Genomic DNA, 12,076 nt, shown 5'->3' on the forward strand with positions numbered 1-12,076 from the left:
CCTTTTTTGACCGAGGCGGGCAGAAAAATCACGGACGGTTTTATTTTTTCTTTTTTGGGCAAACATCTTTTAACCCGCGGGTAAATATGGTATTATTATAAGCTGAAATGTTATGCGTTTCAATACACGAGGGGATGTAATCTGTATGGTTGAAGATAAACCGATCCGCCTGGTCCTGTTTTTCGGCGGTGTATCCAGTGAACATGAAGTCAGCTGCGTGTCCGCGGCGGCCTGGCTGCGGGCGCTGCGTCAGCCGCCCTGCGCCGGACGGTACGAGGTCACGGCGGTGGGCATCACCAAAAAAGGGCAGTGGCTGCGCTATGCCGGCGACGCTGAGCATGTGGAGGACGGCAGCTGGCAGGCGGACACCGCCAACTGCGCCCCCTGCGCCCTGAGCCCCGACCGCACCATGCGCGCCCTGCTGGTCAAGGAGGGCGGCAGCTGGTGCGAGCATCCGGTGGATGTGGCGGTGCCGGTACTCCACGGCAAGAACGGCGAGGACGGCACCATCCAGGGGCTGTTTGAGCTGGCGGGCCTGCCCTATGTGGGCTGCGGCGTGCTGGCCAGCGCCGTGTGCATGGACAAAGTGGTGGCCAACACCGTGATGGATGCTTCCGGCGTGCCCCACTGCGCCTGGTGCTTCGCCCTGCGCGCCGACGTGGAAGCCGACGCCGACAAGGTGCTGGACATGGTGGAAGCCAAGCTGCCCTACCCGGTCTTTGTGAAGCCGGCCAACGCCGGGTCCAGCGTGGGCATCTCCAAGGCCTGGGACCGGGCCGAGCTGCGCAAGGCGGTGGACGTGGCCCTGGCCGAGGACGACAAGGTGGTCTTTGAGGAGTTCATCGACGGGCAGGAGGTGGAGTGTGCCGCCATCGGCAACCCCGACGCCCCCGACACCGTCTTTACCACCCGGCCCGGTGAGATCCTGGCCGGAGCGGAATTTTACACCTACGACGACAAGTACAAAAACGGGGTGTCCCAGGTGCTGATCCCCGCACGGCTGAGCGAGGCCAAGCTGGACGAAGTCCGGGCGCTGGCCCGTCGGGCGTATCTGGCCCTGGGCTGCGCCGGACTGTCCCGCTGCGATTTCTTTGTGCAGAAGGACACCGGCCGGGTTCTGTGCAATGAGTTGAACACCTTCCCCGGGTTCACGGCCATCAGCATGTACCCCAAGCTGATGGAGAAAGAGGGACTGAGCTTTGCGGCGCTGGCGGACCGGCTGATCCACCTGGCGCTGACCAAGCGGAAGGGAGCCTATTGATGGATACACGGCCCATCGGTGTGTTTGACAGCGGCCTGGGCGGCCTGACCGCCGTGCGCCAGCTGCGCCGGGTGCTGCCCGGTGAGGACATCATCTATTTCGGGGATACCGGCCGGGTGCCCTACGGCAGCCGCGGCCGCCAGACCATCCTGCAGTATGCCCGACAGGACATCCGGTTCCTGCTGAGCCAGAACGTGAAGTTTCTCATGGCTGCCTGCGGAACCGTCTCCTCCACCTATCCTTCGGAGGAAGCATCCCGCCTGCCCGTGCCCTACACCGGCGTGGTGGGGGCGGCGGCCCGCAAGGCCGTGACCCTGACCCGCAACCACAAGGTGGGGGTCATCGGCACGGCGGCCACCATCCGCAGCGGCTCCTACGCGGCGCTGCTCCGGGACCTGATGCCGGACATCCAGATCACCGCCAAGGCCTGCCCGCTCTTTGTACCCCTGGTGGAGAGCGGCCATGTGACCGACGGCGACCCGGTGACCACCCTGGTCATTGAACAGTATCTGACCGAGCTGCGGGACGCCGGGGTGGACACCCTGATTCTGGGCTGCACCCACTATCCCCTGCTGAAAAAGATGATCGGGGATTTCATGGGGGCGGAGGTGGCCCTCATCGACCCGGGCAAGGTCACGGCCATCGAGACCGCCGCCGCCCTGGACGATCTGGGGCTGACCAACGGCCGCAGCGAAGGGGGCCGGGTGCGCTACTATGTGAGCGATACCCCCGAGGCCTTCCAGGAACTGGAGACCCTGTTTCTGGGCGAGTACGCCGGCGGTCCGGTGGAACAGATCGCCATCGAGACCTACTGACCGCACTGACCACTATACTATATAAGGATACGGAAAGAACATGCAGGACAATTACCTGATCACCATCCGCGGCACCATGCAGCAGAATGGCGAGGAGGACAGCGTGGAGCTGATGACCCGGGGCAAGTTCACCCAGCGGGGCTCCGCCTATTACATTGTATATGAAGAGACCGAGGCCACCGGTTATGCGGGCTGCACCACCACCGTCAAGGCCACCCTGGACGGCCAGCAGGTGGTGATGACCCGGTTCGGCAAGGTGCCCAGCCAGCTGGTCATTGAAAAGGGCATCCGCCACATCTGCCATTATGAGACGGGCTACGGGTCCATCTCCCTGGGGGTGGCGGCCGATGTGATCGAGCTGCTGCTGGATGAGAACGGCGGCCGGCTGAAGTTCAGCTACACCCTGGATTCCGGGGGCGAGAACTTCATCAGCCGCAATCTGGTGGACATCACGGTGGAACAGCTGCCCACCGAAGTGGAAGAATAAGGGTATTCCGGTTTTTTGGATTTTTTGAGTGAAAACGGAGGTTTCAAACATGAAGTACGAACACTACAACCCCCGCCAGGCCGCCCTGGACGCGGCCCGCGGTCTGCTGCAGAATGCCGCCGAAGCCGCGATGGGATCCGGCGCGCTGCCCCGCGCCGAACTGCCCGCCTACATTGTGGAGATCCCGGCGGACGTGAAGAACGGCGACGTGGCCTGCAACCTGGCCATGGCCGGTGCGCGTGTGTTCCATAAAGCCCCCCGGCAGATCGCCGAGGCCATCGTGGGCTGCCTGGATCTGGCCGGCTCCCCCTTTGACCGGGCGGAGATCGCCGGCCCCGGCTTCATCAACCTGTACCTGGGCACCGGCTGGTTCACCGACGTGGTCCGTGCCGCCTGCTCCGAGCCGGAATACGGCCGCACCGAGGCCGGCGCCGGCAAGAAGTACAATGTGGAGTTTGTTTCCGCCAACCCCACCGGCCCCATGCACATGGGCAACGCCCGGGGCGGCGCTCTGGGCGACTGTCTGGCCGCCTGCCTGGACTGGGCCGGCTACGACGTGACCCGGGAGTTCTACATCAACGACGCGGGCAACCAGATCCAGAAGTTCGGCAAGAGTCTGGCCATCCGGTACCTGCAGCTGTTCAAGGGGGAGGAAGCCTGCCCCCTGCCCCAGGAATGCTATCAGGGCGCCGACATCATCGAGCATGCCAAGAACTTTGCCGCCCAGCACGGCGACGCCTATGTGAACGCCGATTTTGAGGAACTGAAGCAGGCCATCACCGACTACGCCCTGCCCAAGAACATCGAAGGGCTGCAGCGGGACCTGGGCAAGTACCGCATCACCTACGATGTGTGGTTCCATGAGAGCACCCTGCACGAGTCCGGCGCGGTGAAGGCCGTGGTGGACAAGCTGCTGGAGTCCGGCGCCTGCTACAAGGCCGAGGACGGCGCCATCATGTACAAGAGCGCCCAGTTTGCCGCCAAGTACGGCGTGGCCAACAAGCGCAAGACCACCGACGGCACCGAGGAGGAAGCCAAGGACGAGGTGCTGGTGCGCGCCAACGGCATTCCCACCTACTTTGCCGCCGACATCGCCTACCATTACAACAAGCTGGCGGTGCGGGGCTTTGACAAGGCCATCGACGTGTGGGGCGCCGACCACCACGGCCATGTGGCCCGCATGAAGGGCGCCATGGACGCCGTGGGCCTGGACGGCAGCCGTCTGGACGTGGTGCTCATGCAGATGGTCAACCTGATGCGGGACGGCAAGCCCGTCCGGATGTCCAAGCGCACCGGCAAGGCCATTACCCTCACCGACCTGCTGGACGAGGTGCCCATTGATTCCGCCCGCTTCTTCTTCAACCAGCGGGAAAGCACCTCCACCCTGGACTTTGACCTGGACCTGGCCGTGCGCAACGACAGCGAGAACCCAGTGTACTATGTACAGTACGCCCACGCCCGCATCTGCTCCATCCTGAAGAAGCTGGAGAGCGAGGGCATCACCTTCCGGGGCATGGAGGCCGTGGACGCCGCCGTGCTCACCGACCCCAGCGAACTGGCCCTGATCCGTCTGCTGGCCGCCTTCCCCGCCGAGATCGCCGCCGCGGCTGAAAAATACGACCCGGCCCGTATCACCCGCTTTGTCATTGATCTGGCCAGCGCCTTCCACCGCTTCTACAACTCCTGCCGCATCCTGGGCGCCGAGGACCAGGTGCTGCAGGGCCGCATTGCCCTGTGTCTGGCCGTGCGCGGTGTGATCCGCAACGTCCTGACCATGTTCAAGATCAGCGCCCCCGAAAGCATGTAAATTCTTCCGGCGGGCCCTGCCGCCGGCGGATGTATAAAAGTGAAGGAGGATCTCCCCATGAAGACTTGTCCCCGCTGCGGCGCCACCTGCGCCGACAATGACCGCTTCTGTCCCAATTGCGGCAATCCCATGCCCGAACACACCGATTCCGCCCAGGCAGACGCCCAGGGCCCCCGCTACGAACAGCCCCGCTATGAACAGGGTCCCGTCTACCAGGGCGGCCGCCGCCCGCCCCGCAGCGTTGCTCTGGCCATCGTGCTCAGCATCATCACCTGCGGCATCTACGGCATCTACTGGTTCGTGTTGCTCAATGACGAGATCAACGAGCTCACCGACGACACCACCGCCCCCAGCGGCATCGTGGTCTTTCTTCTGAGCCTGGTCACCTGCGGCATCTACGGCATCTACTGGGCCTATGTGATGGGCCGCAAGGTGGCCTACCTCAGCCGCACGTCGGACAGCGGCATCGTCAACCTGATCATCGCCCTGTTCGGTTTCCAGATCATCAATCTGGCCCTGTTCCAGGATGCGGTCAACCGTTACGCCGGCTAAGCGCCGCAAGCTGCGCACCCTGGCCCTGGTGCTGGGGGCGGGTGCGGTGTATGCGGTGCTGGCGGCCCGGTTCGGCGGGCTGCCCTGCCCCTTCCGGCTGGTGACCGGTCTGCAATGCCCCGGATGTGGGGTGACCACCCTGCTGCTGTGTCTGCTGCGCGGAGACTGGCAGGGCGCCTGGGTGGCCAATCCCTTTCTGCTGGCTACCTCTCCCCTGCTGGCGGTGATCCTGTGGCGGTTCTGGTGGGCGGAAACCCGCCCGGGCCGCCCCTGGCAGATTCTGGCCGCCGGCTACATCGGCGCCCTGCTCCTTTGGGGGATTCTTCGCAACAGCGCGGTTTTGGCAGCTCTGTTCTGAAACGAAAAACGGGATGCAGCCTTCTTGCAAAAGGCTGCATCCCGTTTTTAGGTACACCGAACATATTTATTATACCACATCTGTCAATGCAATTTCCATCCATAACATGAACAAATATTCCATTTTACCTTTGGCGCTTCTGCGAATGGACGGAGCTGCACCCCTGTGCTATAGTATAGTCACAGAAAGAAAACAGCCGGAGATAAGGAACCACAGAAAGTTCCAAGTAAGCCACTTTCAAAAGGAACCGAAAAAGGCACGGATACTCTTTCGACAGCTTGCAGAAGATTTCTCTAAAGTATGAACACCCGGTTCGGGACCAAAAGGTTTCGATAAACGGGACAGCAGCTTCAAAGAGAACACTGCAGGGACTCCGTAAAGGGAAAGCCGAAGAGCCATCGGAGAACTTGAAAGACGTGCAAAGGCTAGGCCGGCGGGATTCGTAAGAAAGGAGGCTCAGCCCCATGGCAAACTTTAAAGATCCCATTCATCACCGGCGGGCCTGGGCCTGCTGAAGAAAAACGAACCACATTGACAGCCGCAGGTCATTACCTGTAAAAGAAATATAAACACCGATGATCGGTTCGTATAATAGAGATCAGCAGTCCCAGGGCCCGTCAAAGTCAGGACCCCAAGCGTTTCAGATAGATTAGATGAAAGGAACGTAAAGACTGACCTCGTAGCCGATGATTCCCGAAATAAAAGGATTCCGTAAGGAATACCATAACAGCAGAAAAACCGGAAGGCCCGTAAGCCTGAAAGTTTTGAGCAAAGAAAAATCCTGACAGGTCTTTCCGAGAAAAATCTTTCCTTAAAAAAGAAAGAGAAGCACTAAGGAAGCAGATTCAGGTAAGCGGGAAGAAAATACCGGCTGAAAGCAATCAGAATTCAAAAGATTGAAAAGGTTCGGGTCGAAAGATTCAACCTTATAAGTTTCGATCTTCGTTCATCTAACCAAATTGGGAGATAACGCCAATGTACAACTGATAAAGAGGGATGCATCCTCTGGCAGTAAACCCTTACCCGCAATCTCAGTGATCAGTAAAATCTGTTCAGACCGTTCTTAGGCAAGCTTTGAAAAGGAAATCCCACGCAAAAGGTTTTGCGTACAGACCGCAGGAGATCAACCCAGACAAAATTGGATCGTAACCCATAAGGATGTTGTGGAAGGCTTCCCCGTATGAGGCGCCGACATAGCATCGACAGATGGAAACCGAAACAAACTTGAATGGCCGGCCAACCTCTAGTTAGGAAGGCAAATCTGATTGAACTGCTTACGCAGATCCCGGGATAACACTCCACACCTCTTTTAAGCACAATCCCAAGATCCAATGGCAGACCCTGAAAAATCCGATCGATCGGATCACTGAAACCACTTTCGCAACGGAGCGGATCTTCACCATCACAAGTTCTGGAAATCATGATCCGCATACAACGAATACAGGGTATGAGGCTATGACTCCAATCAAGTAGTACCGCCCCGGCGCACCAACACAACGGTGCGCCGGGGCTTTTGTCTGTGTGGGCGACCCTTCCTGTCCGTTCCCGCCCCCGCCGGATACTTCCCCGCCCTTCTGTAACCCCTGCACAGCGGCTTTTATCCGCTGTGCAGGGGTCTTTTTGGTCTGCACGGTTGCATAATGGCGCGCCGGACGATATAATAGAAATGTACTGCTTAAAATGGGAGGGGTGTGTATGGAACAAAACAAGCCGAAACGTCCGGTGCTGGGCATTCTGGGCGGGCTGGGCCCTGCGGCCAGCTGCTATCTGTACCAGATGCTCATTGACCATACCCCCGCCGTGCGGGATCAGGACCACATCGACCTGGTGCTGTCCTCCCGGGCCTCCACCCCGGACCGCACCGCCTTCATCCTGGGCAAAAGCAAGGAAGACCCCTTCACCGTGATGGAGCAGGACGGGGAAAGCCTGGTGGCCTATGGCGCCACCGTGCTGGCCATCCCCTGCAATACGGCCCATTACTTTTACGACCGTCTGGCCGCCGCTTTGCCGGTGCCGGTGCTGAACATGCCCCGGCTGACCGTGGCCGAAGCCAAGGCGGGCGGCTGTAAGAAACTGGGCATCCTGGCCACCGACGGCACCCTGCAGGCCGAGACCTACCAGATCATGTGCCAGCAGGCGGACCTGCCCTGGGCCGTGCCCGCCCCCGTCCACCAGGCCGGGGTGATGTCGGTGATCTACGACCAGATCAAAAAAGGCCGTCGGGCCGACATGGCCGTGTTCAACGCCGCTGTGGAGGACCTGAAAGCCCAGGGGTGCGACCGCGCCGTGCTGGGCTGCACCGAGCTGAGTCTGGTCAAGCGGGACGAAGGCCTGGGCGCCTTTTTCATCGACAGCACCGAGGTGCTCTGCCGCCACGCCCTGCTGGCCTGCGGCGTGCAGCCCATCGGATTTGACGAGACGGGAGGCACACCATGAAAACCAGTCCCCGATGCCGCCAGCCCGGGTTCCGAATGTGACCGCCGGGTCGCTGAATACAGACAAATCAAACTTGTATATGGAACTATTTTGAAGGAAAGGGATGTTTTTCCCCATGGAAAACAAGAAATTTTACATCACCACCCCCATCTACTACCCCAGCGACAAGCTGCACATCGGCCACAGCTACACCACCGTGGCCTGTGACGCTCTGGCCCGCTACAAGCGCGCCAAGGGCTACGATGTGATGTTCCTGACCGGCACCGACGAACACGGCCAGAAGATCCAGGACAAGGCCGCTGCCAAGGGCGTGACCCCCAAGGCCTACGTGGACGAGATCGTGGCCACCGTCAAGGATCTGTGGAAGACCATGGATGTCAGCTACGACCGGTTCATCCGCACCACCGACGACTACCACGTCCAGAGCGTGCAGAAGATCTTCACCGCCCTGCACGACAAGGGCGACATCTACAAGAGCACCTACAAGGGCATGTACTGCAAGCCCTGCGAGAGCTTCTGGACCGAAGCCCAGCTGAAGGACGGCTGCTGCCCCGACTGCGGCGGCCCCGTCTACGAGGCCGAGGAGGAAGCCTACTTCTTCAAGACCAGCAAGTATGCCGACCGCATCCTGCAGTGGTATGAAGATCACCCCGACTTCATCCAGCCCGCCACCCGCCGCAACGAGATGATTGCCTTCATCAAGCAGGGCCTGCAGGACACCTGCGTGTCCCGCACCAGCGTGTCCTGGGGCATTCCCGTTCCCTTTGACCCCAAACACACCATCTACGTCTGGATCGACGCCCTCTCCAACTATATCACCGCCCTGGGCTACGGCAACGATACCTACCACGACTACGACAAGTACTGGCCCGCGGACGTGCACATGGTGGGCAAGGAGATCCTGCGTTTCCACACCATCATCTGGCCGGCCATGCTGATGGCCCTGGATCTGCCCCTGCCCAAGAAGGTCTTTGGCCATGGCTGGCTGCTGCTGGGCGGCGGCAAGATGAGCAAGAGCAAGGGCAATGTGGTTGACCCGGTCAAGCTCTGCGACCGCTACGGCGTGGACGCCGTGCGCTACTTCCTGCTGCGGGAAGTGCCCTTCGGCAATGACGGTTCCTTCACCAACGAAGCCCTCATCAACCGCATCAACACCGATCTGGCCAACGACCTGGGCAACCTGCTGTCCCGCACCGTGGCCATGTGCGAAAAGTATTTCGGCGGCACCGTGACCAACGCCCCGCTGGACGAGGCCCTGGCTTCCATCATGCAGGAGCTCCCCGGCAAGGTGGATGCTTCCATGGAAGCCCTGGACGTGCCCACCTCCCTGATCCACATCTTTGAGCTGGTGCAGCGGGCCAACAAGTATATCGACGAGACCGCTCCCTGGGTGCTGGCCAAGAACGAGGCGGACAAGCCCCGGCTGAACGCAGTGCTGTTCAACCTGTGCAGCGCCCTGGAGCTGATTGCCGCCCTGCTGCAGCCCTACCTGCCCAACACCGCCCCCAAGATGGCCGAACAGCTGGGCGTGAGCGCCGACGAGCTGAACGCCCTGCTGCGGGAGGAGACCATGGGCAGCCTGCGCAGCTCCTACACCGTGCACAAGGGCGAGGCCCTGTTCCCCCGCATCGACGTGAAGGCGGAGATCGCCTATCTGGAAGCGGAGGATGCCAAGCGCAAGGCCGCTGCCGAGGCCAAGGCTGCCGCCGAGGCCGCCAAGACCGAAGCCCCCAAGGCGGAGGCTGTGGCCGAAATCACCGACCATGAGGAAGAGATCGACTTCGATACCTTCTGCAAGGTGGAGATGCGGGTGGCGGAAGTCCGCGCCTGCGAGGCCATGAAGGAGAGCAAGAAGCTGCTGCACCTGACCGTCTTCGACGGCGAGAAGGAGCGCTGCATCCTGTCCGGCATCGCCAAGTGGTACAAGCCGGAGGACCTGGTGGGCAAGCGTGTGCCCATCGTGGCCAATCTGGCTCCCCGCCCCATGATGAAGGGCAAGTATGTCAGTGAGGGTATGATCATGGCGGCCGACACCGCCGACGGCGGCTGCGCCATCGCTTTCTACGGCGACGACGTGCCCGTGGGTACCCGCATCCACTGATTCTGTACACCGGCGGTGCCGTTTTCCTGCGGTTGCGGCGCCGCTTTTTGTGTGCGGACCCTTTCGGGCACTATTTTTCCATACTAGAAAGGTATCGTTTTGGAGACAAATTCCGTGCAGAAGTCGCGCCTGGACGCGCTCTTCTCTCTTCCTACCGCAGCGGTGGTCCTGGCCATTCTCTGCAACATTCTGTGGGGGTCGGCGTTTCCCTTCATCAAGCTGGGCTACCGTCTGTTTGTGATCGAATCCGCCGACACTCCCTCCATTCTGTGTTTTGCCGGCATCCGGTTCATGCTGGGAAGCCTGCTGGTGTATGTGTGCGGTTCCCTGCTGGAGCGCCGTCCTCTTCCCCTGCCACGGGGCAAGGTGCTGGGGGAATGCTGCGCTTTGGGACTGTGGCAGACCGCCGCCCAGTATTTCTTCTACTACTCGGCGGTGGCCCAGCTCACCGGATCTTTCGGCAGCATCCTGAACAGCACCCAGAGTTTCATGGGCGTGATCCTGGCCCATTTTCTGTACGGGGCGGCGGACCGCATGACCGGCCGCAAGGCCCTGGGCTGTGTGCTGGGCTTCGGCGGGGTGCTGGTGGCCACCCTGGGCAACCACGGCGGCGGCAGCGCCTGGGGCGTGACCGCCATGCTCATTGCTTCGGCGGTGTTTGCCATTGCCGGCCCCTGGAACAAATCCGTCACCCAGAAGGCCGACAGCTTTGCCGTCTGCTGCCTGAATCTGGGTGCGGGCGGACTGGCCCTGGCGGTGATCGGGTTTGCCATGGGCGGCCACCTGGCCCCCCAGAGCCCCGCCGCCGTGCCGGTGCTGCTGTATCTGGCCTTTGTGTCCGGTGCCGGGTATGTGCTGTGGGCGCTGCTCATGAAGAACAACCCGGTCAGCCGTATTGCGGTGTTCGGACTGCTGATCCCGGTGGTCACCACCCTGCTTTCGGCGGTGCTCAATGCCGAGCCCCTGTTCGAGTGGCAGTATGTGGCCGCTCTGGTGCTGGTGTGCGGCGGCATCTTCCTTGTCAACAAGCCCCGCAAGGCCGCCTGAAGGACGGAGGTTCCCTATGACCAACATCTTTGATACCCATGCCCACTATTCCTCCCGGCAGTTTGACGCCGACCGGGATGAACTCCTGGGCAAGGCCCTGCCGGAAGGCGGGGTGGTAGGGGTGCTGGAATGCGCCACCCACTCCGGGGATGCGCCCCGGGTGCTGGAACTGGCCCACACCTACCCCTACATCCACGCCGCCCTGGGCATCCACCCCGAAAGTCTGGGGGAGGAGGACGCCCCCACCGTGGCCGTCTACGGCGGCGACTGGCGAGCGGAACTGAAGGCCATGCGCCCCCTGTTTGAGGACCAGGCGGTGGTGGCGGTGGGCGAGATCGGGCTGGACCATCACTGGCCCCTGCCCGCCCGGGAACAGTACGATCTCTTTGAAGCCCAGCTGCAGCTGGCTGCCGAGCTGGACCTGCCGGTGTCCATCCATGACCGGGAGGCCCACGGCGAGATGTACGAACTGCTGCGCCGGTACAAGCCCAAAGGGGTGCTGCACTGTTACAGCGGCAGTGCCGAGGACGCCGTCTGGCTCACCGCCCAGGGCCTGTGCCTGGGCTTTGGGGGTGCGGTGACCTACAAGGGGGCCAAGCGGGCCGCCAGAGTGCTGGCCGCCATCCCCCACGACTGTGCCGTGCTGGAGACCGACTGCCCCTACATGGCGCCGGAACCGGTGCGCGGCCGCCGCAACGACAGCCGCAACATCATCCACGTGGCCGGGTATATCGCCGGACTGTGGGAAATGGACCCCCAGGCGGTGCTGGACACCTGCGCCGCCAATGCACGCCGGGTTTTCGGCGTGGAATGACCCATCAATAATATACAGAACGTATATTATCATAAACAAATAACAGGAGTGTATCACTATGAAAGCTCGTATCCCCACCCATCGCGAATTCATCATCGACTTCCCGAAGGATATGGACCAGGCCAAGGCCGATGAGGGCTGGGCCAAGCTGACCCAGATCGTGGAAGACTACAAGAAGGCCCACAACGGCCAGAGCGTGTATGCCCCCACCTTCATTGAGGACTGCGAACCCGCCGTCAAGGCCCTGCAGGAAGAGTACGGCTTCACCTACACCGTGCAGCAGGTGCGCTGAGACTTTTGCCCCGCCGGCCCCCGGAATCCCCGGGGGCTGTTTTTATAGGGTTTTCCTGATACTTTCTACACAATCGGCTGTTAGCATATTGGTATTATGAAGAAAA

At 61.2% G+C, this 12,076-nt stretch carries 11 protein-coding genes; all 11 read left to right on the top strand.

Annotated features, from left to right (window positions below):
* Positions 1-145 precede the first annotated feature (145 nt).
* Complete coding sequence (locus AC127K_RS04070) at positions 146-1,261, top strand: D-alanine--D-alanine ligase family protein (protein ID WP_483721682.1); 1,116 nt, start codon at positions 146-148, stop codon at positions 1,259-1,261.
* The gene (gene murI, locus AC127K_RS04075; protein ID WP_294542931.1) at positions 1,261-2,076 is read left to right on the top strand and encodes a glutamate racemase; all 816 of its coding nucleotides are present in this window, start codon (positions 1,261-1,263) and stop codon (positions 2,074-2,076) included. Before AC127K_RS04070 ends, murI begins: the two co-directional genes overlap by 1 nt.
* Positions 2,077-2,116: 40 nt before the next feature.
* Positions 2,117-2,563 (top strand): YwiB family protein, encoded by a 447-nt coding sequence (locus AC127K_RS04080; protein WP_294542930.1) that lies wholly within the window; start codon positions 2,117-2,119, stop codon positions 2,561-2,563.
* A 49-nt stretch (positions 2,564-2,612) separates the two neighbouring features.
* Positions 2,613-4,370, top strand: coding sequence for an arginine--tRNA ligase (gene argS, locus AC127K_RS04085; RefSeq protein WP_294542929.1), 1,758 nt, complete (start codon positions 2,613-2,615; stop codon positions 4,368-4,370).
* Positions 4,371-4,427: 57 nt separating this feature from the next.
* A complete protein-coding gene (locus AC127K_RS04090) occupies positions 4,428-4,922 on the top strand; it encodes a DUF4234 domain-containing protein (protein ID WP_483721683.1) in 495 nt (164 codons plus the stop codon).
* Entirely contained in the window at positions 4,897-5,280 is a 384-nt protein-coding gene (locus AC127K_RS04095; protein WP_483721684.1) for a DUF2752 domain-containing protein, read from the top strand. Before AC127K_RS04090 ends, AC127K_RS04095 begins: the two co-directional genes overlap by 26 nt.
* Before the next feature lie 1,695 nt (positions 5,281-6,975).
* Complete coding sequence (cuyB, locus tag AC127K_RS04100; protein WP_483721685.1) at positions 6,976-7,716, top strand: cysteate racemase; 741 nt, start codon at positions 6,976-6,978, stop codon at positions 7,714-7,716.
* A gap of 115 nt (positions 7,717-7,831) precedes the next feature.
* Complete coding sequence (metG, locus tag AC127K_RS04105) at positions 7,832-9,817, top strand: methionine--tRNA ligase (RefSeq protein WP_483721686.1); 1,986 nt, start codon at positions 7,832-7,834, stop codon at positions 9,815-9,817.
* A gap of 114 nt (positions 9,818-9,931) precedes the next feature.
* On the top strand, positions 9,932-10,864 hold the full coding sequence (locus AC127K_RS04110) for a DMT family transporter (RefSeq protein ID WP_294540692.1): 933 nt from the start codon (positions 9,932-9,934) through the stop codon (positions 10,862-10,864).
* Between the two features lie 16 nt (positions 10,865-10,880).
* Positions 10,881-11,678 (top strand): TatD family hydrolase, encoded by a 798-nt coding sequence (locus AC127K_RS04115; protein ID WP_483721687.1) that lies wholly within the window; start codon positions 10,881-10,883, stop codon positions 11,676-11,678.
* A gap of 58 nt (positions 11,679-11,736) precedes the next feature.
* Positions 11,737-11,970 (top strand): methylenetetrahydrofolate dehydrogenase, encoded by a 234-nt coding sequence (locus AC127K_RS04120; RefSeq protein ID WP_294540688.1) that lies wholly within the window; start codon positions 11,737-11,739, stop codon positions 11,968-11,970.
* Positions 11,971-12,076: the final 106 nt, after the last annotated feature.

This window comes from Subdoligranulum sp. DSM 23681, from assembly GCF_057005535.1.

Coding starts and splice junctions, on each gene's coding strand:
- cuyB (WP_483721685.1), top strand. CDS start 6,976: ATGGAACAAAACAAGCCGAAACGTCCGGTGCTGGGCATTCTGGGCGGG.
- AC127K_RS04080 (WP_294542930.1), top strand. CDS start 2,117: ATGCAGGACAATTACCTGATCACCATCCGCGGCACCATGCAGCAGAAT.
- metG (WP_483721686.1), top strand. CDS start 7,832: ATGGAAAACAAGAAATTTTACATCACCACCCCCATCTACTACCCCAGC.
- AC127K_RS04090 (WP_483721683.1), top strand. CDS start 4,428: ATGAAGACTTGTCCCCGCTGCGGCGCCACCTGCGCCGACAATGACCGC.
- AC127K_RS04115 (WP_483721687.1), top strand. CDS start 10,881: ATGACCAACATCTTTGATACCCATGCCCACTATTCCTCCCGGCAGTTT.
- murI (WP_294542931.1), top strand. CDS start 1,261: ATGGATACACGGCCCATCGGTGTGTTTGACAGCGGCCTGGGCGGCCTG.
- argS (WP_294542929.1), top strand. CDS start 2,613: ATGAAGTACGAACACTACAACCCCCGCCAGGCCGCCCTGGACGCGGCC.
- AC127K_RS04095 (WP_483721684.1), top strand. CDS start 4,897: ATGCGGTCAACCGTTACGCCGGCTAAGCGCCGCAAGCTGCGCACCCTG.
- AC127K_RS04120 (WP_294540688.1), top strand. CDS start 11,737: ATGAAAGCTCGTATCCCCACCCATCGCGAATTCATCATCGACTTCCCG.
- AC127K_RS04070 (WP_483721682.1), top strand. CDS start 146: ATGGTTGAAGATAAACCGATCCGCCTGGTCCTGTTTTTCGGCGGTGTA.